The sequence below is a fragment of the Cobetia sp. PDI-23MA genome, assembly GCF_059507735.1.
Window position 1 is genome coordinate 1,027,604 of record NZ_CM183352.1, and the last position, 25,540, is coordinate 1,053,143.

20 protein-coding genes are annotated in these 25,540 nt (G+C 63.5%); 15 read left to right on the forward strand and 5 right to left on the reverse strand.

The genetic code is table 11. The features are described from left to right. Window positions 1-83 precede the first annotated feature (83 nt). Window positions 84-896 (reverse strand): exodeoxyribonuclease III, encoded by an 813-nt coding sequence (xthA, locus tag AC5WNJ_RS04435; protein WP_176676441.1) that lies wholly within the window; start codon window positions 894-896, stop codon window positions 84-86. Then, a complete protein-coding gene (locus AC5WNJ_RS04440; RefSeq protein WP_495930485.1) occupies window positions 896-1,162 on the reverse strand; it encodes a hypothetical protein in 267 nt (88 codons plus the stop codon). The genes xthA and AC5WNJ_RS04440 overlap by 1 nt, the downstream gene beginning before the upstream one ends. 1,009 nt (window positions 1,163-2,171) lie before the next feature. Here AC5WNJ_RS04440 and AC5WNJ_RS04445 point away from each other — a divergent pair. Together AC5WNJ_RS04445 and dinG are read left to right on the forward strand one after the other, a co-directional pair. Continuing rightward, window positions 2,172-3,476, forward strand: a complete 1,305-nt coding sequence (locus AC5WNJ_RS04445) for a DEAD/DEAH box helicase (RefSeq protein ID WP_495930486.1) — start codon at window positions 2,172-2,174, stop codon at window positions 3,474-3,476. A gap of 230 nt (window positions 3,477-3,706) precedes the next feature. Next, window positions 3,707-5,845, forward strand: coding sequence for an ATP-dependent DNA helicase DinG (gene dinG, locus AC5WNJ_RS04450; RefSeq protein ID WP_495930487.1), 2,139 nt, complete (start codon window positions 3,707-3,709; stop codon window positions 5,843-5,845). A 260-nt stretch (window positions 5,846-6,105) separates the two neighbouring features. Here the strand turns inward: dinG and AC5WNJ_RS04455 are convergent, their stop codons facing one another. Then, window positions 6,106-7,194, reverse strand: coding sequence for a 3-deoxy-7-phosphoheptulonate synthase (locus tag AC5WNJ_RS04455; protein WP_043331875.1), 1,089 nt, complete (start codon window positions 7,192-7,194; stop codon window positions 6,106-6,108). A gap of 541 nt (window positions 7,195-7,735) precedes the next feature. Between AC5WNJ_RS04455 and rpoE the strand changes: the two genes are divergently transcribed. Both rpoE and AC5WNJ_RS04465 read left to right on the forward strand, forming a co-directional pair. Beyond that, window positions 7,736-8,338: an RNA polymerase sigma factor RpoE gene (rpoE, locus tag AC5WNJ_RS04460; RefSeq protein ID WP_175088179.1), complete on the forward strand. Its 603-nt coding sequence runs from the start codon at window positions 7,736-7,738 to the stop codon at window positions 8,336-8,338. Between the two features lie 366 nt (window positions 8,339-8,704). Next, a complete protein-coding gene (locus AC5WNJ_RS04465; RefSeq protein ID WP_495930488.1) occupies window positions 8,705-9,442 on the forward strand; it encodes a sigma-E factor negative regulatory protein in 738 nt (245 codons plus the stop codon). 186 nt (window positions 9,443-9,628) lie between these two features. Here the strand turns inward: AC5WNJ_RS04465 and AC5WNJ_RS04470 are convergent, their stop codons facing one another. Then, window positions 9,629-9,874, reverse strand: a complete 246-nt coding sequence (locus AC5WNJ_RS04470) for a VF530 family protein (protein WP_043331871.1) — start codon at window positions 9,872-9,874, stop codon at window positions 9,629-9,631. Window positions 9,875-10,001: 127 nt separating this feature from the next. On the opposite strand from AC5WNJ_RS04470, the gene AC5WNJ_RS04475 reads away from it, so the two are divergent. The 9 genes from AC5WNJ_RS04475 (at window position 10,002) to acpS (ending at window position 19,547) form a co-directional block, all read left to right on the forward strand. Further along, window positions 10,002-10,472, forward strand: a complete 471-nt coding sequence (locus AC5WNJ_RS04475) for a SoxR reducing system RseC family protein (protein WP_052384327.1) — start codon at window positions 10,002-10,004, stop codon at window positions 10,470-10,472. 300 nt (window positions 10,473-10,772) lie between these two features. Then, on the forward strand, window positions 10,773-12,188 hold the full coding sequence (locus AC5WNJ_RS04480; RefSeq protein WP_176676448.1) for a Do family serine endopeptidase: 1,416 nt from the start codon (window positions 10,773-10,775) through the stop codon (window positions 12,186-12,188). A 323-nt stretch (window positions 12,189-12,511) separates the two neighbouring features. Further along, window positions 12,512-14,332, forward strand: a complete 1,821-nt coding sequence (lepA, locus tag AC5WNJ_RS04485) for a translation elongation factor 4 (RefSeq protein WP_176676449.1) — start codon at window positions 12,512-12,514, stop codon at window positions 14,330-14,332. A 55-nt stretch (window positions 14,333-14,387) separates the two neighbouring features. Further along, a complete protein-coding gene (gene lepB / locus AC5WNJ_RS04490; RefSeq protein WP_253062596.1) occupies window positions 14,388-15,191 on the forward strand; it encodes a signal peptidase I in 804 nt (267 codons plus the stop codon). Between the two features lie 340 nt (window positions 15,192-15,531). Next, window positions 15,532-16,224, forward strand: coding sequence for a ribonuclease III (gene rnc, locus AC5WNJ_RS04495; RefSeq protein ID WP_176676451.1), 693 nt, complete (start codon window positions 15,532-15,534; stop codon window positions 16,222-16,224). Between the two features lie 92 nt (window positions 16,225-16,316). Beyond that, window positions 16,317-17,261 carry a GTPase Era gene (gene era, locus AC5WNJ_RS04500; protein ID WP_495931020.1) on the forward strand — a complete coding sequence of 315 codons (945 nt, stop codon included), beginning with the start codon at window positions 16,317-16,319 and terminating at the stop codon, window positions 17,259-17,261. Window positions 17,262-17,462: 201 nt separating this feature from the next. After that, the gene (gene recO, locus AC5WNJ_RS04505; protein WP_495930489.1) at window positions 17,463-18,179 is read left to right on the forward strand and encodes a DNA repair protein RecO; all 717 of its coding nucleotides are present in this window, start codon (window positions 17,463-17,465) and stop codon (window positions 18,177-18,179) included. Between the two features lie 145 nt (window positions 18,180-18,324). Further along, on the forward strand, window positions 18,325-19,173 hold the full coding sequence (gene pdxJ, locus AC5WNJ_RS04510) for a pyridoxine 5'-phosphate synthase (protein ID WP_495930490.1): 849 nt from the start codon (window positions 18,325-18,327) through the stop codon (window positions 19,171-19,173). After that, window positions 19,170-19,547: a holo-ACP synthase gene (gene acpS, locus AC5WNJ_RS04515; RefSeq protein WP_043331863.1), complete on the forward strand. Its 378-nt coding sequence runs from the start codon at window positions 19,170-19,172 to the stop codon at window positions 19,545-19,547. Before pdxJ ends, acpS begins: the two co-directional genes overlap by 4 nt. Window positions 19,548-19,669: 122 nt before the next feature. Here acpS and AC5WNJ_RS04520 read toward each other — a convergent pair whose 3' ends face one another. Further along, window positions 19,670-22,900 carry a response regulator gene (locus tag AC5WNJ_RS04520; RefSeq protein WP_495930491.1) on the reverse strand — a complete coding sequence of 1,077 codons (3,231 nt, stop codon included), beginning with the start codon at window positions 22,898-22,900 and terminating at the stop codon, window positions 19,670-19,672. A gap of 220 nt (window positions 22,901-23,120) precedes the next feature. Between AC5WNJ_RS04520 and cysM the strand changes: the two genes are divergently transcribed. Then, the gene (gene cysM / locus AC5WNJ_RS04525) at window positions 23,121-24,107 is read left to right on the forward strand and encodes a cysteine synthase CysM (protein ID WP_495930492.1); all 987 of its coding nucleotides are present in this window, start codon (window positions 23,121-23,123) and stop codon (window positions 24,105-24,107) included. Beyond that, window positions 24,107-25,510, forward strand: a complete 1,404-nt coding sequence (locus tag AC5WNJ_RS04530) for an RsmD family RNA methyltransferase (protein WP_495930493.1) — start codon at window positions 24,107-24,109, stop codon at window positions 25,508-25,510. Before cysM ends, AC5WNJ_RS04530 begins: the two co-directional genes overlap by 1 nt. The last annotated feature ends 30 nt before the right edge of the window (window positions 25,511-25,540 follow it).

The window sequence follows — 25,540 nt, forward strand, 5'->3', positions numbered from 1 at the left end:
CCGCCTTTCCTGATTGTCCTGAGACGGGAAAGGCGGCGTTTGCGTGTCTGGCGATCGTGTTCGCGCTGGTGCTGCTCAGCGTATCAGCCGATATCGGTCCACACCGGGGCGTGATCCGACGGCTTTTCCATGCCGCGCAGCGCGTAGTCGATACCGGAATCCTTGATCAGCGGAGTCAGGCCGGGGCTGGTCATGATCAGGTCGATGCGCAGGCCTCGCCTGGGCTCACGCTCGAAGCCGCGTGAGCGGTAGTCGAACCAGCTGAACTGATCATCGACTTCCGGGTGCACGTGGCGGAAGCTGTCGGTCAGCCCCCAGGCGTAGAGGCGCTCCATCCACTCGCGCTCGATGGGCTGGAAGCTGGTCTTGCCTTCACGCAGCCAGCGCTTGCGGTTGGGCTCGCCGATGCCGATGTCGCGGTCAGTGGCCGAGATGTTGTAGTCGCCCATCACCACCACGTGCTGCTCGGGCTGGTGGTCTTCTTCCAGCAGGCGGAACAGCTGCTGGTAGAAGCGCGTCTTGTAGGGGAACTTCACCGGGTGCTCGATATTCTCGCCCTGGGGGAAGTAGCCGTTGTAGACGATCAGCGGCTCGCCGTTCGGGCCGTCGATCTCGACGCCGATCATGCGCTTCTGGGCATCCTCGTCGTCATCCGGCATGCCGTAGTGCACCCTCTTCGGCACCTGACGGGTCAGCATCGCGACGCCGTAGTGACCCTTCTGGCCGTGCCACACCACGTGATAGCCCAGCGCCTCGATGTGCGCGTGGGGGAATTCACTGTCCTGCACCTTGGTTTCCTGCAGGCCAATGACTTCCGGCTGATGCGTCTCGATCAGTGCTTCCAGCTGATGCGGACGCGCACGGATGCCGTTGATGTTGAAGGAAATCAGGCGCATCACGCTTGGCCTCCACCATCATCCTTGGAGGAGCTGTCTTCCTTTGCCGGCGCATCAGGGTGCAGCGGCAACAGCGGCGCGGCGTTCATGCGCTCGAGCTTGGCGGCCGCTTGGGACTTGCGCTGGTCCTTCTTCTTGGCCACGTAACGCGGGCCGGAATGCACCTGGTCCGGGTTCTCGGCGCGCCACTTCTTGAAGTCCTTGCGGCGGCCGGTACGAATCTGCACCTTGTCGGCGATGGAGCGGCTCTTCTTTCTACGTGTCATCTTCGGGCTTTCCTGTTCGGTGTCGGCAGTCGCCAGCCTCGAGTCGCACGGCAAGACCGCGGCACGCGGGCAACCGCATCAGTTGTCGGGCATTCTACCAGCCTGCATGGGGCGGGTGCCATGAGGGGCGTCGTGGTGAGAGGCATCGCTGTCGTGTGCGCGAGGATGTCTCGCGCCGAGTGCGTCATGATGCAGGGGCGCGAAGACGCCGGCGGGCTGGTACAATATGTCGGCGTTATCGTCGCTGCCCGCAGGTGAGGTGCGTGGCTGGCCGCTTGAATCTGCGCCGTGTGCCTCATGCACGATGGCGGGTCGCCTGCCCTTGGGGCGCGCTTCCCCTCACGCATGTCAGAGACAACGGCTTGCCGGACGCGCCAGCCTTGCTGCCATTACCCGTGCCAGCGACATGCAATATGCAATACATGAGTGTTACCTGAATGACCCTGGCAGGTACGCCGCCCCGGTCCACACAGATAGACAGATAGACAGACGGGCGGCGGCGAACTGTCCCGTGGCGTGGCCAAGGTTGCCCGGCAGCCTGATGCCCGCCCGATGAAGAAGCCCTTTCGACCGACACGCAGTATCGGCCGTTCTTGTGGCGACCCATGAGCCTGTCCGTTGCGTGAGCCCGGCGATGACATGACCGGTGCCACGTGAGCAGACCCTCATGGCAGACGTCCGCTCCAGTCCCTTGCCGAACATTCGGGCAAGGGCGCGCTGGATGCGTGAATCCGTCAAGCACAGGTGAGAGCATTCGTGTCCTTCTGCACCCGAGGCCTGCGCGGCCCCGGAGACGCACACCCAGGGGGTGTTGCCGCACAAGGGCAGGGGATGGCTCCCAATCCGGTAAAGGCGCATGCAGCCCGAGACTACCGCGCATCAGGCGCGAGTCAGGCGAACCAGGTGAGACGACTGGGCATGACGAACCAGCCGGATGTGGCCTGTCACGGCGAGATTCCGAGAACGACCCGCGCCTGTCGCATATGAACCCTTGAAAAGAACGGATTACATGAGCGAGACGGATCAGACCCAGCCAGCCGCTGAGCAGACTCAGCAAGAGCCGCAGGACCCGAACCAGAAGCCGAGAAAGCCCAAGCGTCGTCGTCGCAAGCCGCGTCGCTCCCAGTCCAAGTGGAACCTCGATCAGTTCCCGGTCGCGCCGGTCGCCGGCCAGTGGCGCTTCCATGATTTCGATCTGCCGCTGCCGCTGATGCGTGCCATCCAGAAGGCCGGCTTTGAATACTGCACCCCGATCCAGGCCCAGACCTTCGAGAAGGCGCTGCTGGGTGGTGACGTGGTCGGCCGTGCCCAGACCGGCAGCGGCAAGACCGCCGCCTTCCTGATCGCCACCCTGGCCTACTTCCTGGAAGAGAAAGCGCCGGAAGGCCAGAAGCCGGGCGCGCCGCGTGCCGTCATCATCGCGCCGACCCGTGAGCTTGCGCTGCAGATCGAGAAGGACGCCAAGGCGTTCTCCGAATTCGCGCGCATCTCGGTGGCCTGTGTGGTGGGCGGCATGGACTACCAGAAGCAGCGTGAACGCCTCGAGCGCAAGGTCGACCTGCTGGTCGCCACGCCAGGCCGCCTGCTCGATTTCCACACCAAGCGCGATGTCGATCTCTCCGAGACCGAGGTGCTGGTGGTCGACGAAGCGGACCGCATGCTGTCGATGGGCTTCATTCCTGACGTCAAGCGCATCATCCGCGCCACGCCACGTCCCGAAGAGCGCCAGACGCTGCTGTTCTCCGCCGAGCTGTCTTCCGACGTGCTGGGGCTGGCCGAGCAGTGGACGCATGAGGCGACTCAGGTCGCGGTCGAGCACGAAGCGACGGCTGCCATCGCGGCGGACAACGACGCCGTGAAGAGCTACACCGTGAGCGATGATGACAAGCTGCGTCTGCTGATCAATCTGGTGAAGCAGAGCGAGATGGAGCGCTCCGTGGTCTTCGGCAATAGCCGTGGGCTGGTGCGCAAGATCAACGCCGCGCTCAAGGAAGCCGGTATCGAATCGGCGGTGATGTCCGGCGCCGAGACCCAGGCCGAGCGCCTGGAAGCCCATGAGGCCTTCCGCAACGGCAAGCTCAAGGTGCTGGTGGTCAGCGATGTCGCCGGGCGTGGCTTCGCACTCGAAGACGCGACCCATGCGATCAACTTCACGCTGCCGGAAGTGCCGGAAGACTACGTCCACCGTGCAAGCTTCAGCGATGTGACCTTGATCAGCTTCGTCGGTGAGGAAGATGTCTTCTCACTGCCGGAAATCGAGGACTACCTGCAGGAAACGCTGCCGCGTCAGCAGCCGCCCCAGGGCCTGTTGTAACGCCTGCTTGCCTCCGACCAGCCAAAGAAAGGTGGCCGGCCGCGCAGGGCAGTCGAGGTAGATGGCAGTAGCACGCAAAGACGGCGGACAGCTCAGGCTGTTCGCCGTCTTGCGCTCCATGACCCGCTGGTTTGACGACGAGTGGCCAGTCGCCAGTCGCCAATTGTTGTTGACCGTAACCGGCTGTCGTGGGGTAGGGGTGGATGGCCAGTTGAGGAGAGAGACACGCAATGCTGGAAGATAGCCTCAAGGGCGAGATTCAGGGTGCCTATCGCAAGTTGCTCGAGGGTCTTGAGCTGACGCCGCGCTATGGGCAGCGGCTGATGATCGCCGAGATCGCGCGCACCCTGGGCAACATCGAGCAGAATCCGGAAGGCTATCGCCTCGGCAACGAGCATGTCTGCGTGCTGGAGGCCGGTACCGGTACCGGCAAGACGCTGGCCTATCTGCTCTCCGCGCTGCCGGTGGCCAAGGCGCGCGGCAAGCGGCTGGTGGTCTCGACCGCGACCATCGCGCTGCAGGAACAGGTCATGCATCAAGACCTGCCGGCGCTCAAGAAGCATTCGGGGCTGAGCTTCGACTATGCGCTGGCCAAGGGCCGTCGCCGTTACCTGTGCGTGCAGAAGCTCGACCAGGCGCTGGAAGGTGTCGAGGATAACCCGACCATGGCGCTGTTCGAGCGCGACATGATTGCCAGCGATGGGGGCGGCTTCGTGGAGCTGGCCGGCAAGATGGCCGAGGACTATGCCAGCGGCGAGTGGGCGGGGGATCGCGACAGCTGGCCACTGCAGATCGAGGACCGCGACTGGGCGCGTCTGACCACCGACCATCGTCAGTGTACCAATCGCCGCTGCAGCCACTTCTCGGCGTGTGCCTTCTTCCGTGCGCGTCGTCAGCTGGAGCAGGCCGACATCATCGTCGCCAACCATGACCTAGTGCTGGCGGACCTCTCGCTGGGCGGCGGCCTGGTATTGCCATCGCCCAGCGACTGCATCTACGTCTTCGACGAGGCGCACCATCTGCCCGACAAGGCGCTGGATCACTTCCACCACCGCACGCCGATCAATCAAACGCTGCGCTGGCTGGGCAATCTCAAGAAGTCGCTCACCGAGCTGAATGCGGCGCTGGGCAGTCAGCCGACCATCGGCCGCCTGCTGGCGCGCATGCCGGAGTTGCTGGCGGATATCGAACCGCGTCTGGGCGAGGTGTTCGGGCTGGGCCACCAGCTGGCGGATCTGCCCAGTGGGGCCGGCGAGGACGTCACCAACCATCGCTTCGAGCGTGGTCAGGCGCCGGAGGCGCTCAAGGAGCTGGGCCACAACCTGCTCAAGGGCTTCGCCGAGCTGTCGCGAGCGCTGGAGCAGATTGCCGACATCCTGCGTGAGAGCCTGGACCCGGAGAAGGCCACCGGTCTGCCCAAGGAGAATGCCGAGGACTGGCTGCCACTGGTCGCCTTGCTGCATGGGCGCGCCCTGGAGGCTCATGCGCTGTGGGAGGCCATCGGCCTGAATGACCCTGCCGATGGGCCGCCGCATGCGCGCTGGCTGACTTTCGAGCGCTTCAATGGCGAGCCGGAAATGACCGTTTCGGCAAGTCCGGTGTCGGCCGCGGAAACGCTGGCGCGCCATCTGTGGGGCGCCTGTTTCGGCGCGGTGCTGACGTCGGCGACCCTGACGGCGCTCAATCGCTTCGAGCGCCTGCAGGAGCGCGCAGGCCTGGCCAATCGCTATCGCTATCAGCGTCTGCCCAGCCCGTTCGACTATGGCAAGGCGGTGCTGGCCATCCCGCGCGAGGCGGTGGAGCCGTCGCCGCCCGGCCCGCATGAGCAGGCGATCGTCGACTTCGTCAATGCGCTGGATGTGCGCGAGGCGGTGCTGGTGCTGTTCAGTTCGCGCAAGCAGCTGGCGGCGGTCAACAAGGCGCTGGACAGCGAGACCCGCAAGCGGGTGCTGGCGCAGAGTCGTCTGCCCAAGCATGAGCTGCTCAGTCAGCATCGCAAGGCGGTGGATGGCGGGCGCGGCAGCATCATCTTCGGGCTGGCGAGCTTCGCCGAGGGTATCGACTTGCCCGGCAAGTATCTGACCCACGTGGTGATCACGCGGCTGCCGTTCGCGGTGCCGGATGACCCGGTCGGTGCGACGCTGGCGGAGTGGATCGAGTCGCGGGGCGGCAACCCGTTCATGCGTATCGCGGTGCCGGATGTCTCCATCAAGCTGGTGCAGGCCTGCGGGCGCCTGATCCGCAAGGAAGCCGATGAAGGGCGTATCACGATTCTGGATCGACGCATCCTCACCAAGCGTTATGGCCAGCAGCTGATCGAGGCCTTGCCGCCCTTCGTGCGCGAGATCGATGGCGTGCGTCAGAACTGATGGGCCAGAACTGATGGATCAGGACTGATGGTTCAGGGCTGGACGGTTAGAGCTGGCCCGTCAGCTGCCGACCCAGCGGCCACAAAAAAGCCCCGCCAATCGGCGGGGCTTTTTCAGGACGAGACACCCAATGCTGCCGGCCTGAAGCCAGTGGTCTCAGGTTTCTGGCTCAGGTTTCTGGCTCAGGCTTCTGGCTCAGGCTTCTGGCTCAGGTTTCTGGCTCAGGCTTCTGGCTCAGGCTTCTGGCTCAGGCTTCTGGCTCAGGCTTCGGCAGGCTGCTCGAGGCGAGCGCGCAGCGCGTCCTTGAGCTTGGCGTCCATGGTCTTGAAGGTGTCTTCGGTGGTGGCCCAGTCGATGCAGGCATCGGTGATGGAAACGCCGTATTCCATCTTGCTGCGGTCGGCATTGATCTTCTGCGCGCCCCAGTTGATGTGCGACTCGACCATCAGGCCCATGATGGAGCGATTGCCCTCGAGGATCTGCTGGGTGACGTTCTCCAGCACCAGCGGCTGCAGGCCCGGATCCTTGTTGGAGTTGGCGTGGGAGCAGTCGACCATCAGGTTGGCGGTGACGCCGGCCTTGGCCAATTCCTGCTCGGCCAGCGCGACGCTGACGCTGTCGTAGTTCGGCTTGCCGTTGCCGCCACGCAGCACGACGTGACCGTAGGCGTTGCCACGGGTGCGGATGATCGCGACCTGGCCTGCCTGGTTGATGCCCAGGAAGTTATGGCCGTGGGACACGGACTGCAGGGCGTTGACGGCGACATCCAGCGAGCCGTCGGTGCCGTTCTTGAAGCCGACCGGGCACGACAGGCCGGAGGCCATCTCGCGGTGGGTCTGGGATTCGGTGGTACGTGCACCGATGGCGGACCAGCTGATGCAGTCCTGCAGGTACTGCGGAGAGATAGGGTCGAGGGCTTCGGTGGCCAGCGGCAGCCCCATCTCGGCCAGTTCGACCAGCAGGCCGCGCGCGATGTGCAAACCTTCCTCGATCTCGAAGGTGTCATTGAGGTGCGGGTCGTTGATCAGGCCTTTCCAGCCGACGGTGGTGCGCGGCTTCTCGAAGTAGACGCGCATCACGATATAGAGGCTGTCCTTCACTTCTTCGGCCAGCACCTTCAGGCGGCGCGCGTAATCACGGGCGGCGTCCAGATCATGGATGGAGCAGGGGCCGACCACGACCAGCAGGCGCGGGTCTTCACCGTCCAGAATGCGCTGGATGGTGCGACGGCCTTCGATGACGGTCTCTTCGGCCTTGGCGGTCAGCGGGATGTCCTGCTTGAGCGCTTCGGGGGTGATCAGCACGTCCTGGGACAGGACGTTGAGGTTGTTGACGTGTTGTTCTGACATGACAGTGTCCTGAGCGGTGTGCGGTGTGCGGTCTGCATGGCGGCTGGCAGAGTCAGACGGGCATCTTTGCGCCCGCCATCCGTGTTGTGCGTACTGAATGACGTCCATGGTATCTGCTGCATGCCGGCTTGTCAGCGTCATTGGGTCAAATTTAATCAACTGTCAAGCTGGCTGGCGCTGACTTGAGGCTCGTGTGAATCAAGATGAGCGTAAATCGTAAAGAAATCGTTACGCTTTGACGTGTCAGCGTCGCCAAACGCTGTCATGACGGGAGTGAACACGCAAAACCTGAGGCTTTGACGGTATGGCGTCTTGCCGTACAAATGATAAACAGGAACACTGTGCGTTGATTTTGGTCGCGTCAGCGGGCCGCCGGGCGCTTTATTCGCCCCGCGCCAGGCATCGCATCCATCACAACGAATATCAAAGGGGCCGGATAACGCATGCGCGAGTCGCAATTCCTGTCAGGTGCTGATGCCCCGGGGATTCCTGATGTGGAGTCCGCAAGCGGTGCCTCCACTCCCGCGGAGGGAGCGAGTGAATGAGTGTCAATGAAACGGACCAGCAGTTGGTCGAGCGCGCCCAGAAAGGGGATAACCGCGCCTTCGATCTGCTGGTCAGGAAATATCAGCACAAGATTCTCGGCCTGATCAGCCGTTACGTACACGATCATTCAGAAGTTCAGGATGTCGCCCAGGAAGCCTTCATCAAGGCCTATCGTGCGTTGCCCAATTTCCGGGCCGAGAGCGCCTTCTACACCTGGATGTACCGGATCGCCATCAATACGGCCAAGAATCATCTGGTCTCGCGTGGCCGTCGTCCGCCCGGCACCGACATGGATGTCGGCGATGCCGAGGTGGTTGATCAATCCGGTCGCCTGTCGGACATCGAGACGCCGGAAGCCGCCATGGCGCGTGATGAGCTGGAGAGGGTCGTGTTCGAGGCCATCGAGAAGCTGCCCGAAGATCTTCGCACTGCCATCACGCTGCGCGAGTTCGATGGTCTGTCCTATGAGGATATCGCCGAAGTGATGCAGTGCCCGGTGGGCACGGTACGTTCGCGTATCTTCCGCGCACGTGAAGCGGTCGACAAGGCGATTCAGGGGCTGGTCAGTCCCGCCTCGGCGGCGTCTGCCGTCGAGTGACGTCGCTGTTCTGCGTCGCCCCTGTGAGAGAAGAGCCACAAAAATCTTGTTGATTAAATCCAATCAACTCAGTGGCTTGGCGAAATCTTGCAGCTAAAGTGAATGTTTTCTGAATGAATGGCGGAACAATCCGTGCAGCGCGTGTTCTTACTGTTCAGTAGTCATGTAGCTCAGCGACTGCGTGCATGAGCGCTGGAAGGCGAGTGGCGAGGGGCAGGGCACGAAACCCCCTCTTCCACGGCGCAGTAACGCTGTCTGCCGTTGGTCTGCTCGGGCCATCAGCCGCCATGGTGAATGACGCCATTTGTTGCCAGGAGAGCAGATTGAAGTCGTCGTTCAATCTGACGAGTGTGAGGGTATTTACGCATGAATCTGAAGACCACCGAATCCGTGAAGGAGTCGCTGTCCGCGCTGATGGATGCGGAGGGGGACGAGCTGGATCTGCGTCGTGTCCTCAAGGGGCTCGATGAGTCTCCTGAGGCTGCAGACACCTGGCGCCGCTATCACCTGGCGCGCAGCGCCATGCATCGTGAGCGGGAAAGCACCTTCACTCTGGATATCGCATCGGCGGTCAGCGCCGAGGTCGAGCTGATCTCCCGCGAGGTTCCCGCGAGCGCACCGCCCGCGGCCGAGCGTCGCAGCCTGTTCTCCTTTGCCGGCTCCGCGGCCATCGCGGCAGGCGTGGCGGTGATGGTGATCACCGGCGTGCAGGTCTTCAATGGCGGTGACAATGGGGTGCCCGGCGGCGTGAACAGCGGTGCAGAGCTTGCCAGTGGTTCTTCCGCCAATCAGGGCGGTTCAGCCATTCAGGGTGGTACCGTACGTCAGGTCAGCCAGCCGTCGGTGAATGCCGAGGCGTCTCAGTGGGTACAGCCCGGCACCAACAGCGGCTTGATGCAGGTCGGCGTGACGCCCTCCAGCTCGCGCCCGATGTTCATGGCGCCGCAGAATGGCAGCTACGATTCCGGCATGTCGTCCAGCAATGTCGCCGCGGCGGATCTCGCCCAGCGCCGTCTGCTCGAGGCCTACTTGAGCCAGCATTCCTCGCGTGGCCCGGTGCCGGAGCGCAGCGAGTGGATCAGCCTGCAGGATGTTGCCCAGTAACGTTCGCTGGGTGACCGGCTTGCGTTGGCGTCGTAGCCAAGCCAGAGGAAAGCAGCAGGGATGGACAAGAAAAGAGGGGCAGCCATTGGCTGCCCCTCTTTTCTTGTCTGTATATCCTGGTTGCGCCCACATGAGCTGGTCGCGTCCGGCCAGCGCCGTCACTTGCCGGTGTGACCACGCTCGGCCTCAATCATGCAGATAGCGATCTGCCGTCTGGATGTAGAGCGCCTCGACCTTGGCGCGTGCCCAGGGCGTGCGGCGCAGGAACTTGAGGCTCGAGTTGATGCTCGGGTCGCTGAGGAAGCAGTTGATGGGAATCAGCTCGCCCAGGGTCTCGAAGCCGTAGTGGTCCACCAGCCAGGTCAGCAGTGCCTTGAGCGTGACGCCGTGCAGCGGGTCCAGGCGGGAAGTGGATGGGGGGGCGTCGCTCATGCGGGCTCCTGTTGATGGTATCGTGGGCGCTTGTCGGGCCTGAGGCGCGTGAAGTGCCGCCGTGAATGACGCTATTCTACGCGTATGTGTCGCCAGTGCGCGGCGAGTTTTTGCAGGAGTCAGCAAGATGATGCAAGAAGAGGGGCAGGTCACGGGGCATGGCAAGGAAGGCGTCTGGGTCGAGACCCAGCGTCGCTCCACCTGTGGTGCCTGCAATGCACGCAGTAGCTGTGGCAGCGGCCTGTTGAGCCAGTTTTCCCGTCGCAAGCCGCATCGCGTGCTGATCCATGTGCCGGCAGGCGAGGACTTGCCGATGGTAGGCGAGCGGGTGGTGATCGGCATCGATGAGTCGGCGTTTCTGCGCAGTGCGGGCCTGCTGTATGGCCTGCCGCTGGTCAGCGGCATGCTGGGGGGCATCGTTGCCGAGCAGCTGGCGGGCGCCGGCACCCTGGCGGTGCCGTTGGGCTTCGCGCTCTCTTTGGCGGCGGGCCTGATGGCCGTGCGCTGGCATGCCGCGCGCCCTGAGCGCCAGGCGCTCTATCGACCGCGCTTGATGCGTCGTCTCGGCATGGATGCGATGGCGATCAAGGCGCTGTAGTCGTCGTGCTCAAGTGATGACGTGCTCAAGTGATAGCGGTAGTCGACTCTCCCGGTAGATAGGGGAATGACTTGCGTAGTCAGCAGGTGGCGTCGTCAGTCTGCATCGGGCTGGCATCGGCACCTGTCGGATGTTGGCGACGCATGGTTGCGTCCAGCGCGGCACCAATCGCTGAACTTCAACGACGCTTCGACGTCAATGAGAAGGACGCCGCCAGCGATGTGACGCTGCCATCGTCAGTAGTTGCGTGATTGCACGCCTGATAACAAGTGATGACAGGACGTACCAGGAGCCGCACTGATGAAATCCCTTTCCCGCCTGATGGTACCTGCTCTGGCCATGGCTGCCCTGATGGGCTCCCAGCTGGTCCAGGCTCGCGAATTGCCCGACTTCACCCAGCTGGTCAAGGATTCGGCACCCGCGGTGGTCAATATCGCGACCACCACCGAGATCCAGCGCAGCTCGGGGCCGGTGTTCCGAGGGCCCAATGGCGAAGAGATGCCCGAATTCTTCAAGCGCTTCTTCGGTGATCAGCTGCCCGGCCCGGGTCGTGGGGGTATCGAGAAGCGGTCCAGCCTCGGGTCTGGCTTCATCATCTCCGATGATGGCTACATCATGACCAATGCCCATGTCATCGACGGTGCCGATGAGGTGATGGTGCGCCTCAATGACCGTCGCGAACTCAGGGCGCAGGTGGTCGGTGAGGACAAGAAGACCGATATCGCGCTGCTCAAGGTCAAGGCGGAAGACCTGCCGACCTTGCCGATGGGCGACAGTGATGCGCTGGAAGTCGGCGAATGGGTGGCCGCGATCGGCTCACCGTTCGGCTTCGACCATTCCGTCACCGCCGGCATCGTCAGCGCCATCGATCGTACCCTGCCGTCGGACGCCTATGTGCCGTTCATCCAGACGGATGTGGCGATCAATCCGGGCAACTCCGGTGGGCCGCTGTTCGATCTCGATGGCGATGTGGTGGGCATCAATTCCCAGATCTATACCCGCTCCGGCGGCTTCATGGGCGTGAGCTTCGCGATCCCGATCAATGTGGCGATGGATGTCGCCGACAAGCTCAAGACCGATGGGCGCGTGGACCGCGGCTGGCTGGGCGTCGTCATTCAGCCGGTCTCCAAGGATCTGGCCGAATCCTTCGGGCTCGACCGTGCGCGTGGTGCGCTGATCGCCGATCTTGATCCGGACGGCCCTGCCGCCGCCGCTGGCCTCAAGAGTGGTGACATCATCACCGACGTCGATGGCAAGGCGGTCGAGAGTTCGGCTTACCTGCCACGCATGGTCGGTGCCAGCTCGCCGGGCGATTCGCTCAAGCTCTCCATCCTGCGCGATGGCAGGAGTCAGACGTTGACTGCCAAGGTCGGCCATTGGCCGGGCAGTGAGCAGGCGCATGCCGGCAAGGCCAGTGATGACAAGCAGGGGCTGGGTGTTGCGGTGGCAGAGCTCGACAAGGCCAGCCTGAACGAGCTCAATCTCGATCACGGGGTGCGCGTGATGGAAGTCGACCCGCAGGGCGTGGCTGCCGAGGCAGGCATCAGCGCTGGCGATGTGCTGGTGGAACTCAATCAGCAGCCGTTGACCAGCGTGCAGGCGCTGCGCGATGTGGTCGCCAAGCTGCCGACCAACCGTCCGGTCTCGCTGCGCCTGGTGCGCAACGGTCGCCCGCTGTACATCGCACTGCGCATGCGTGCCGACAGCGACAAGTGATCCCGCCAGCGCCTGACGCAAGCGTCAAGAGCTTGAGGGATGATCGCGAAGCTAAAAGAGAGTGACCGCCAACGGCATGACGGCGGTCACTCCGGTAGCAGACGGGGCGCACGGGCGACTGTGCGCCCCGTCTGCTACCGAGCGGCCCTGCGGCTCACCCGAGTTCAGGCGGGGCGTGACAGGGCCCGGACGGGCGCAAAAGGCAACGCCTTCTATCATCGCTGCAAGTCGGACTGTACAATGCGTGCAATCCGATTTCCGTCGTCTCCCGTGTTGGCCGTGTGATTTTCACGGAGACGGGCACAAATACAGAGCAGTGATCCATGACCGAACGCGTAACGCCGCCGTCCTTGAAGCATATTCGCAACTTCTCAATCATCGCCCATATCGACCACGGCAAGTCCACGCTGGCTGACCGCATCATCCAGCTGTGCGAAGGCTTGAGCGACCGTGAGCTCAAGGAGCAGGTGCTTGACTCGATGGACATCGAGCGTGAGCGCGGCATCACCATCAAGGCGCAGTCGGTGACCCTCGACTACCACGCTGACGATGGCAATACCTATCAGCTGAACTTCATCGACACACCGGGGCACGTCGACTTCTCCTATGAAGTCTCGCGCTCGCTGTATGCCTGTGAAGGGGCGTTGCTGGTGGTCGATGCCGGCCAGGGTGTCGAAGCCCAATCGGTGGCCAACTGCTACACCGCCATCGAGCAGGGCCTCGAGGTGCTGCCGGTCCTCAACAAGATGGATCTGCCGCAGGCGGACCCGGACAAGGTCTCCCAGGAGATCGAGGAGATCATCGGTCTGGACGCGACGGATGCCTGTCAGGTGTCGGCCAAGTCCGGCATGGGCATGGAAGTGCTGCTCGAGCGTCTGGTGCGTGACATTCCGCCGCCCAAGGGCGATCCGGAAGCACCGCTGCAGGCGCTGATCATCGATTCCTGGTTCGACAACTACCTCGGCGTCGTCTCGTTGGTGCGTATCTTCGATGGCACCCTGAAGAAGGGCGAGAAGATTCGTCTGAAGTCCACCGGACGCGACTGGGAAACCGGCGCCATCGGTATCTTCACGCCCAAGCGCAAGGAAACCGGCGTGCTGCGTGCCGGTGAAGTGGGCTTCATCGTCGCCGGTATCAAGGACATCATGGGAGCGCCGGTGGGTGACACCATCGTGCACACCAAGACCGCTGATCAGGTCGAGCGCCTGCCGGGCTTCCAGAAGGTCAAGCCGCAGGTCTATGCCGGCATGTTCCCGATCAGCTCCGATGACTACGAGGACTTCCGTGACGCGCTGCAGAAGCTGGCGCTCAATGATGCTTCGCTGGACTACGAGCCGGAGAACTCCGACGCGCTGGGCTTCGGTTTCCGTGTCGGCTTCCTCGGCACTCTGCACATGGAGATCATCCAGGAGCGTCTGGAGCGTGAGTACAATCTCGATCTGCTGACCACCGCACCGACGGTGATCTATGAGGTGCTGATGGACAACGGCGATGTGCTGCCGGTGTCCAACCCGTCCAAGCTTCCGGACATGGCCAACGTCGATGAGCTGCGCGAGCCGATCTGCCGCGCTACCATCCTCGTGCCGCAGGAATATGTCGGCAACGTCATCACCGAGTGCGTCAATCGTCGTGGTGTTCAGCTCGACATGCAGTTCCTGGGCAGCCAGATCCAGCTGATCTATGAACTGCCGATGGCGGAAGTGGTGATGGACTTCTTCGATCGTCTCAAGTCCATTTCCAAGGGCTATGCGTCACTGGATTACAGCTTCGAGCGCTTCGAGGCGGCCAAGCTGGTGCGTCTGGACGTGTTGATCAACGGCGATCGCGTCGATGCACTGGCGGCGATCATCCACCGTGATCATGCACATGGCCGCGGCCGTCTGCTGGTCGAGAAGATGAAAGAGCTGATTCCGCGTCAGATGTTCGATGTGGCGATCCAGGCTGCCGTCGGTGGTCAGGTCGTGGCACGCTCCACCGTCAAGGCGCTGCGCAAGAACGTGACCGCCAAATGTTACGGCGGCGACGTCAGCCGCAAGAAGAAACTGCTCGAGAAGCAGAAAGCAGGCAAGAAGCGCATGAAGCAGGTCGGCCGGGTGGAAATTCCCCAGGACGCCTTCCTTGCCGTGCTCAAGATGAACGACTGAGGCAGGCCGCCGTCTGGCGGCTTGCCACCAAGACCCAGGGCAGACAGGGACAACGATGGATTTCTCGCTAGTATTGGTGATTGCCGTAGCGGTAGCCGGCATGGTGTGGTTGATAGACCTGGTTGCCCTGCGCAGTGCGCGCAAGGCGCGTGTGGCCAAGGCCGAGGCCTCCGTTGAAGGAGAACTGGACGCTGGCACGCGTGAGAATCTGGCGCGTGATCCGTGGCCGGTGGACTATGCCAAGTCCTTCTTCCCGGTACTGCTGCTGGTGCTGGTGGTGCGCTCCTTCGCGTTCGAGCCGTTCCAGATCCCCTCCGGCTCGATGCTCCCGACGCTCAAGATCGGCGACTTCATTCTGGTCAACAAGTATGACTATGGCCTGCGCCTGCCGGTGGTCGACACCAAGGTGCTGGAAGTCGGCGAGCCGGAGCGTGGCGATGTGATGGTGTTCCGTTTCCCGGAAGATCCGTCCACCAACTTCATCAAGCGCGTCGTCGGTCTGCCGGGCGACACCATTCGCTATGAAGGCAAGCAGCTCTACGTGAATGGTGAGGCCATCGACAAGACATTGAATGCGCGCAACTCCAGTGAGCAGTCCGGTGAAGATCTGCTGGATGAGACACTGGGGAAACACGCGCATCAAATCTACAATAACCCTCAGGACCCCGGCCCGCAGATGCGCGAGCTCCGGGTGCCGGAAGGCATGTACTTCGTGATGGGTGACAATCGTGATCACTCCAACGACAGCCGCTACTGGGGCTTCGTGCCGGAAGAGAACATCGTCGGCAAGGCGGTGGCGGTGTGGATGCACTGGAAAGAAGGGTTCCCGGACTTTTCCTCGGTACGCCTGATTCATTGATCAGTGCATTGACCGGGCCGCCGAGAGGCGGCCCGGTCGTGTCTGGCAGGGCCACATTGGCCCGCCGGCCTCATCAGTGCGGATTTTCGACATGGGACGATGCGTCGTGCCTGCCATGTCAACCTGCTGTTCATCATGTCGGACCCGTGGCCACAAGCCTGCGGGCAGCGCGGCTGACGAATATCGGATTGGGATGGTGGCAATCGGCAACTCCTCAAGCCGCGTAGGCTTCGGGCATCGCGAGACATGTCGAAGACGACAGGCATCAGCCAGCATGACTGATGCACCATTCGACAGGACGCCTGCGGGCGTCAGCGACAAAAAGAGAGTAGGGAGACCTGTGAGTAGCCCGCTGAATGCCTTTGTAAAGCGTATCGGCCACACCTTCGAGGATACGAGCCTGCTGGAACTGGCTCTGACCCATCGAAGCTATGGTGGCCAGAACAATGAGCGTCTCGAATTCCTTGGCGATTCCATCGTCAACTTCGTGATCGCCGAAGCGCTGTTCCTGCGCTTCCCCCAGGCCCGTGAAGGCCAGCTGTCACGCCTGCGTGCGCGTCTAGTCAAGGGCCAGACCCTCGCGGAGCTGGCGCGTGAATTCAATCTCGGCGAGAACCTGCGTCTGGGCTCCGGCGAGATGAAAAGCGGCGGTCACCGTCGCGAGTCCATTCTGGCCGATGCCGTGGAAGCCGTGATCGGTGCGATCTATCTGGACGCCGGCATGCAGGCGGCACGTGAACACGTGCTGCGCTGGTACGCCACCCGTCTTGAAGCGCTGAATCTTCAGGACACCCAGAAAGACCCCAAGACGCGTCTGCAGGAATTCCTGCAATCGCGTCAGGCGGCACTGCCGCGTTATGAGGTGACCAGCGTCGAGGGCGAAGCGCATTCGCAGACCTTCAGCGTCGATTGCCACGTCGAGATGCTCGACACCAAGACCACAGGCGTCGGCTCCAGCCGTCGTCATGCAGAACAGCAGGCGGCCGAGTTCGCGCTGCAACTGCTCGAACCTGCCCGCGGAGGCCGCTCATGAGCCATACCCCAGAAGACAACGTCACCCCGAGCGGCGACGCCTCTGATCATTCAGCTGACAACGGCGCCGGCAATGCCGATGCGCTGAACAGCATGCTGGCCGCTGCTGGTGTCAGCGATCAGCCGCTGCCGGACACCCGCTGTGGCTTCGTCGCCATCGTCGGTCGTCCCAACGTGGGCAAGTCGACGCTGATGAACCACATCCTGGGTCAGAAGGTCTCGATCACCTCGCGTCGTCCGCAGACCACGCGTCACCAGGTGATGGGTATCCACACCGAAGAGGGCACCCAGTGCGTCTTCGTCGATACCCCGGGGATCCACATCATGCAGCGCGATCGCAACAAGGCGATCAACCGCTTCATGAATCAGACTGCCACCCAGGCACTGCGCGATGTCGATGCCGTCGTGTTCATCGTCGATCGCACTCGCTGGATGGAAGAAGACCAGATCGTGCTCGACAAGCTGGCTCATGTGAAGGCGCCGGTGATTCTGGTGGTCAACAAGATCGATTGGCTCAAGGACAAGACCACCCTCGCGCCCTGGCTCAAGAGCCTGCAGGAGCGTCGTGACTTCGCGGCCATCATTCCGATGTCGGCCAAGAACGGCACCAACATCGACGTGCTGCTCGAGAACGTGATGCAGCGTCTGCCGCAGGGTGAGCACATGTTCGCGGATGACCAGATCACCAACAAGAGCTCTCGCTTCCTGGCCTCCGAGCTGGTGCGCGAGAAGGTGATGCGTCAGCTGGGCGACGAACTGCCCTACCAGATGACCGTCGAGATCGAGGAATTCAAGACCGATCAGCGCGGCACCCTGCACATCAGCGCGCTGATGATGGTCGAGCGTCAGGGCCAGAAGAAGATCCTGATCGGCGAGAACGGTGAGCGCATCAAGAACATCGGGCGTGAAGCGCGTCTCGAGATGGAGCGTGCCTTCGACGCCAAGGTCATGCTGAACCTGTGGGTCAAGGTCAAGCGTGGCTGGTCGGATGACGAGCGTGCCCTGAAGAGTCTGGGTTATACCCACGACAAGGACTGACGACGCCGCGCGAGCGGTACGGGGTGGGCGATCCAGAAGGTTCGCGACCGCCGTGTGCCGCTCGTCGCTGATCCGATGTCCTCGCGGTCTCTGCCGCGCACCGCCTGGCCTTTCCCGGGCGGTCTCGTTTCTTGCCAGGCCCTCTGCCAGTCCTTCTGCCAGCTTTATTTGCCAAGCCACCGTCTGACGTGAGCCTGTCTGATGACGCCGCAACCGGCCTTCCTGCTGCATCGCAAGCCCTACCGTGAAACCAGTGCCATCATCGAATTGCTGACCCTCGAACACGGACGGGTGCGCGCGGTGGCGCGCGGCGTTCAGCGTCCGGGCAGCAAGGCGCGCGCACGACTGCAGCCGTTCACGCCCTTGCATGTCACCTGGCGTGGCGAGAGCGATCTCAAGACTCTCAACCTGATGGAGACCGGCGGCAGCGCCAGCCTGCTGGCGGGCGAGGGGTTGCTGTGCGGGTTCTACGCCAATGAGCTTTTGACCCGCACCCTGCCGGTGGAAATGCCGGTGCCGGAGCTGTTCGCACTCTACTCGCTGACGTTGGACGAGGTGGCACTGCCCGCCAGGCGCGCCCCCGCACTCAGACGACTGGAATACAGCCTGCTGGAAGCGCTGGAGCAAATGCCGCAGTTTCGTGCTTTGGATGACAGCCCGCTGATGCCGGACGTGCGCTATGACTATGTGGTCAGTGAGCGACGCTTTCAGGCACAGCCGCCAGGCGCGGCGGGCATCGAAGGGCGCGCCCTGAAGTTGCTGGCCAGCGAAGACTGGGGCCATCCAGGGCTTGCCCGTGAGAGCCTGTGGCTGGCGCGGCGTGCGCTGGCGCCGCTGCTGGGAGAGCGTCCGCTGCGTTCGCGCGAGTTGATGATGCAGCTGACGGCCAGGCGGCGTCAGAGCCGCGAGTCCAACTGATGCCATCAGGCGTGCCGTCACTGTCCGGCTGCGGCGTCGGTTCCCGCTCCGGCTCGGGCGTGACGCGTGATAGTATGGCGCGACCTGTCTTCGGCATGGCCTTCGTCACCATGCCTGTTCTCTTGTTCATCGTTAGGAGCTGATCATGCATCCGCTGCGCATTCTGCTCGGGGTCAACATCGACCACATCGCCACACTGCGTCAGGCGCGTGGTACCCGCTATCCGGACCCGGTCCAGGCCGCGCTGGTCGCGGAAGAGGCGGGTGCCGACGGTATCACCGTGCACCTGCGTGAAGACCGTCGCCACATCCAGGAGCGCGACGTGCGCATTCTGGCCGAGGTGCTCAACACGCGCATGAACCTCGAGATGGCCGTCAGCGAAGAGATGCTGGCGCTGGCCGAGGAAGTCCAGCCGGCCAACGTGTGTCTGGTGCCGGAAAAGCGCGAAGAGCTGACCACCGAAGGCGGACTGGATGTCGCCGGTGATCTGGCGCGCATCACTGCCGCCTGCGAGCGTCTGGCAGCGGCGGGCTGTGAAGTCTCGCTGTTCATCGACCCGGAACCTGCGCAGATTCGTGCCGCCTTCGAGGCCGGTGCGCCGGTCATCGAGCTGCATACCGGGGCCTATGCCGATGCCACGGGCGAGACGGCGCGTGTCGAGTTCGAGCGTATCGCGGCCGCCGCGGAGCTGGCCAACGAGCTGGGGCTGGTGGTCAATGCCGGTCATGGCCTCAATTATCACAACGTCGAGGCGATCGCGGGTATCTCCGGGCTCAACGAGCTGAACATCGGCCACGCTATCGTCGCGCGCGCCATGTTCGTCGGTCTGAAGGAGGCCGTCATCGAGATGAAGCGTCTATGTATCGCAGGCCAGGAAGCGGGCCTGATGGCCGCACTGGATGCACACGATCATGACCATGACCATGACCATGACCATGACCACACACACGGTGATGATCATGAGCATGTGCAGGGCTCAGGCTGCTGCGGATGATCGTCGGCATAGGCACGGACATCGCGCGTATCGAGCGCTTCGAGGCAGGCATGGCACGCCATGGCGAGCGTTTTGCACGCCGATTGCTGGGGGAAGAGGAGCTGGCGCGCTTTGCCGATCACCCTCAGCCGGCGGCCTTTCTGGCCAAGCGTTTCGCGGCCAAGGAAGCCTTCGTCAAGGCGCTGGGCACCGGCCTGCGCCAGGGCATGCGCTTCACCCAGATTCAGGTGGTCAACGACGCCCTCGGCAAGCCCTCGCTCAAGCTGTCCGACGAGGCGGAAGCCCTGACCGCGCGGGCGGGTATTCGCCACCTGCATCTATCGATCAGTGATGAGCGTGATCAGGCCATCGCCTTCGTGGTGCTGGAGCGCTAGCCCCATTCGGTCTGGCGCTGTATCGCGCCTCTGAACACAACGCTCGAAACGACAATGCCACCCCTGCCTTGCGGCAGCGGGTGGCATTGTCGTTTGTGCAGGGCTGGTGAAGGGCTGGTTTTTCAGCGCTGGTTTTTGGGCTGGGGCTCGTTTGTCTGTCGCTCGCTTGTCTGTGGATTGCTTACCGATGACGAGCCTGTCGCGGAGGGCTCAGCGGGTGCATTCGAGGGCGCGGGGGCGGGCGGGGATGAAGGCGAGGTCTCGACAGAGGGCGCTGTCGGCGTCTCAGGCGTTTCACCCGCGGGGCTAGCCGGCTCAAGTGGTGCGGCGAGCAGGGCCTTGGCTTCATCGCTGTGTGACCACTGGATCAGGCTATCGATGGCCGCGAACAGGGCGTCGACATCCTCTTCCAGCCGCGACAGGCCGCTGACGCGGATGCGGGTCTCCAGCGCTTCCACCAGCAGTGCCAGACGCGGCACGCCACAGTAGCGGCAGGCGCCGTTGAGATAATGTACGCCATCGATCATCGCCTCGTTGTCACGCGCCTGCCAGGCACGACGGATCCTGGCCTCGCTCTCCGGCAGACTCTCGATCAACAGCCTCAGCATCTCCAGCGCCAGGGCCTCGCGGCCACCGGCCATCTCCACGCCCAGTGCCATGTCGACCACCGGCAGGTCGGCGTCCTGTTCCAGGCTAAGTCGGTTCTTTGCGGCAGAGTGGGGCAGCGGCGCTGCCGGCGGCGAGAACTCGGTCTGGCTGGCAGCGTCTTTCACTCCCGGTGGCAAGGCAGACGTCGCCGGACTGCGAGCGGGGCTGCGCGTTTGGCTACGGGCAGGGCTATGCGATTGGCTGGACGTGCGCGCTGCCTGCGGTGGCGGGTTCAGCGAAATACCCAGGTGACGACTGAGCAGGTTGGCCAGCAGACCCTCGTCGATGGGCTTGATCAGGTAGTCATCCATGCCTTCCGCCAGCAGTTCTCGCCGCTCGTGCGCCAATGCATGGGCGGTGAGGGCGATCACCGGCAGGTGACGGTTGCCCTCGCGCTGTTGATGACGCAGCGCCTTGGTGGCTTCCAGTCCGTTCATGCCCGGCATCTGGATATCCATCAGGACGGCATCCACGACCTGCTCCTGAGCCAGCGCCAGCGCCTCCTCGCCACTCTGGGCCGCCAGGGTGTCCAGCCCCATGTCGGTCAACAGCTCCTCGGCCAACAGTCGGTTGGAGGGGTTGTCATCGACCACCATCACGCACTTGCGAGGCTGTGCGGAGGTTTCCTGACGCGCGGGCTGTGCGGCGAGCTCAGGCCGCGGGCCGGCCGGTGGCGTCTTGACAGACGTGGCGCTCGCGGCAGGCGTGCTGGCTGGCTTGGTGCTCGCATCAGTCTTGTCGGTCGGCTTGGCGGCTGGCGCCGTGCTTGAGGTCGGCTCGCGTGTGGTCGGCTCGAAGGAGGTAAAGGTGTCGCTGCGTGGCGCCTGAGTCGGGTCGCGGTGAGGTGAATGCAGCAGATTGGCCAGCTTGTGGCGCATCTGCAGGCGTGTGACCGGCTTGCTGACCACCTCGTCGATGCCGTACTGCTGCAGGTTCTCGGCGTCGGCGGGCAGAGGGGCGTTCAGCAGGCCCAGCACGCGACACGGCAGATGCTTGAGGCGTGCACCCCATTCATCCAGCCGCTTGAGGTCACGGCTCTCCAGCGCGACCACCACCAGATCCGGCTGCTCTTCGATGCCGACCAGCGTCAGTGACCAGCGGGTCAGCAGGTAACTCAGGGCGCGACGGGTGGCCGAGTGTGGCTCGATCAGGCAGATGCGTTGATGATCGAACACGACTTCGCGCGGGCGCTCCTCGATGCTGCTGACCGCTACGGGGACGCTGAACAGGAAGGTGGAGCCGTGTCCGGGCAGGCTGTCGACCTGGATCTCGCCGCCCATCTGCTCGACCAGTCGCTTGGAGATCATCAGCCCGAGGCCAGTGCCGCCGAATTGACGTGCCCGCGAAGGATCTCCCTGCGAGAAGGCCTGGAAAAGACGATTGCGCTGGGCGCTATCCATGCCGATGCCGGTGTCTGCCACCGCGATCTTGAGGCGGGTGTTGCTGCCGTTCAGGTCATCCACCATCACGCGCACGATGACTTCGCCGCGTTCGGTGAACTTGACGGCATTGGCGACCAGATTCGTCACCACCTGCTTGATGCGCATCGGATCGCCCTCGAAGCGCTGGGGCACGTCGTCATACACCAGTCCCAGCAGATGCAGATGCTTGCGATGGGCCTCCGGAGCATGCATGGCGAGCACTTCCTCGATCAGTGGCTCGATGTCCATCTGGACCTTCTCGAGCTCGAGCTTGCCGGCTTCGATCTTTGAGAAGTCGAGAATGTCATTGATCAATGACATCAGGCTCGAGGAGGCATTCTGCATGTGTCCCAGCCAGTCGCGCTGACGGTTGTCCAGATCACTGCGCCCCAGCAGGTTGCTGAAGCCGATGATGCCGTTGAGCGGCGTGCGGATCTCATGGCTCATGTTGGCCAGGAATTCCGACTTGATGCGGTTGGCTTCCAACGCCTTGCGGCGCGCCATGTCGAGCTCGATGTTCTTGATCTCGACGGTTTCCATTGATTCGTGCAGGTCCTGGGTGGTCTGTTCGATCTGGTCCTGCATGTCCTCGCGGGAGCGCTTGAGCTGCTCGACGCTGCGATTGTAGTTCTCGGCCAGCTCGCTGAGGTCGTCATTGCCTGCCACCGGCAGCTGGCGGTGAGTCTCGCCGCGCGCCAGACAGGTCATGGCCTCGCTCAGCTCATGCAGCGGCTGCAGCATGCGGCGCGAGGCATGGAAGGCCAGCAGCAGCAGCGCCAGCCCGAAGACCAGATTGGCCAGCCCGTAGCCGACCAGCAGCTGATAGCGATGCAGCACTAGGCGGGTATCGGAGGCCTCCAGCACCAGCCACGACATCTGCTCGCCGCGTTGTGTCTCGCGCCACGGGTCGATGACCGGCATCACCATCACCAGCGAGTCCGGGTCCGAGGGGTAGGCCTGACTCTCGACCAGCGTGCTGGTTTCCGGGCGCTGGCTGGGACCGAGATGCAACAGGGCGCCGCCGTTGGCGGTGCGCAGCGTCAGGGCGCGCACGTCGCGCTGGTCGATCAGCATCTGGGCCTGCTCATGCAGACGTTGGTCGTCAGCGGCGAGGGCGGCGTTGGCCATGCCCGGCATGATGGCCTGCATGCTGGCCTGCAGGCGCTCCATCATGGCCAGGCGCTCACCGCTGATCTCGCGGTCCACCGCATACAGGCTGAACATCAGGCTGGTGGCGAGGGGCAGCAGCAAGAGGGCAAGCTGGAATCGGGTACGAAGCAGCATGGCAATCCATCGTCAAAGGGCGAACGAGCATCAGCGGCAAGCATACCTCGCGCTCATGAGCGAAGCGATGGCGAGCGCCCTGACAGGGCTGGGCGGGAGCGATATACTGCGCGCATCATCTACACCCCGACGCGGCCCCCGTTCGTCCTTGGTCCCGATGCCAGCGCCTGACCGCTGTCATTCGGCTGTCCGGGCGCGGCGTCTCTGGAGTCTGCCTCTCATGTCTCATCTCAGCGAAACCCCCGGTGACGCCATCCCTGGCGCGTCCGATTATCCCAGTCTTGCAGATGTCGTCGGCAATACGCCGCTGGTGCGCCTGACGCGCATCACCGCGGGCCGCAACAATGTGCTGCTGGCCAAGCTGGAGGGTCACAACCCCGCCGGCTCGGTCAAGGATCGTCCGGCGCTTTCCATGTTCGAGGAGGCGGAAGCGCGCGGCGAGATCGCACCCGGCGACACCCTGATCGAAGCGACCTCCGGCAATACCGGCATCGCGCTGGCCATGACGGCGGCCATCAAGGGCTACCGCATGGTGCTGGTGATGCCGGCCAGTGCCTCCAGCGAGCGCAAGCAGGCGATGGGGGCCTACGGGGCCACGCTGATCGAAGCCGATGGCATGGAGCATGCGCGGGACCTGGCCGAGGCGATGATCGCGCGTGGCGAGGGAAAGGCGTTGGATCAGTTCGCCAACCAGGACAATCCGCTGGCGCATTACCGCACCACCGGGCCGGAACTCTGGCAGCAGACCCACGGACGCATCACGCACTTCGTGTCCTCGATGGGCACCACCGGCACCATCATGGGCACCTCGCGCTATCTGAAGGAGCAGAATCCGGCCATCGAGATCGTCGGCCTGCAACCTGCCGAAGGCGCCAGCATCGCGGGTATCCGTCGCTGGCCTGCCGAGTATCTGCCGCGGATCTTCGATGCCTCACGCATCGACCGCACGCTGGATATCGGCCAGCACGAGGCCGAAGTCTGCATGCGTCGTCTGGCGCGTGAAGAAGGCATTCTGGCCGGTGTCTCCTCCGGTGGTGCGCTGGCAGGCGTGCTCAAGCTCGCCGAGCAGGTCGAGAATGCGGTCATCGTGTTCATCGTCTGTGATCGGGGAGACCGCTACCTCTCGACAGGCCTCTATACCCAGGGCGATGACATGACTCAGCAGGACACGCCCCACAATGAAGCCGTCACGGGGGAGTGTTCCTGATGGCGCTGCTCGGACAGAAACGACCGGCGCGCAAGCCGACCCGTCGTGAGAAGGAAGTGGCCAGTCGTGGCACTCGCAATGCCAGCGACGCCGACAGCCAGTGGCTGACGGTCGACCGCCTCGCTCATGACGGGCGCGGCATTGCCCATGACGAGAGCGGCAAGACCCAGTTCATCGATCAGGCCCTGCCCGGTGAGCGCGTGACGCTGGCCATCCACCGCACCCACAAGCGCTTCAATGAGGCGCATGTGCGTGCACGTGACAACGCGGCTGACAGTCGCGTGACGCCGCCCTGTGCCTATTTCGGCAGCTGTGGTGGCTGTGACCTGCAGCATATGGCGCTGGATGCCCAACGCACCCATAAGGTGCAGGTGCTGGGCGAACATGCGACACGCAATGGCGTGACGCTGCCCGAGATTCAGCCGCTGGGCGATGATGAGAGCCGTTATCGCCGTCGCGCGCGTATCGGCGTACGCGTGACCGATGCGGGCGAGTTGCAGTTAGGCTTCCGCGGACGTGGCAGCAACCAGCTGGTCGACATCACCACCTGCAGCGTGCTGGTGCCGGAGCTGGACCGCCTGCTCGCGCCGCTGCGTGAGCTGATCGAAAGCCTCGAGGCGCCCAGGCGTCTGGGCCATCTGGAGCTGACCGCTGCTGAAGGGCAGGTCATCGTGGTGGTGCGCCAGCTCAAGGCGGTGCCGCGTGATGCGCAGCGCTGGCAGGCCTTCGCCGAGCAGCACGGCCTGGTGGTCGGCTGGCGGGTCGGGCGTGATCCGGTGGTGCTGGAGTGGCTGTCGGGTACGCCGAATGCCGCGTATTCACTGAGTGTCGGCGCAACGACGCTGCGCCTTGCCTTCTCGCCGGGCGACTTCGTGCAGGTCAATGCGGCGCTCAATCAGCGTCTGATCGACACCGCCTTCGAATGGCTGGGCGATGTCAGTGGTCTCAAGGTGATGGATCTCTACGCCGGTGTCGGCAACCTGACCCTGGCGGCTGCCGCGGCCGGTGCCAGCGAGGTGACAGGCATCGAGGGCAGTCAGGGCATGGTCGATCAGCTGAGGGTCAATGCCGAAGCCAACGGACTGGCTCAGGTGAGCGCACGTCGAGCGGACCTGAGCAAGGCCCTGCCATCACTCGAGGGTATCGACCTTCTGGTACTAGACCCGCCGCGTGATGGCGCCCAGCCTCTCTGCGAGGAGCTGGCACGTGATCTGCATGCCGGGAGGGTCAGCCGAGTGCCGCAGCGTGTGCTGTACATCGCCTGTGACCCGACCACGCTGATGCGTGATGCCCGGCTGTTGCAGGACGCCGGTTATCGCGTCACGCGCGCCCTGATGGCGGACATGTTCGTTCACACGGCACATCTGGAGTCGATGTTGCTGCTGGAACGGGCGGAAGACTGAGGCGGTGCCTTCGGGTACTGCCATCAAGAT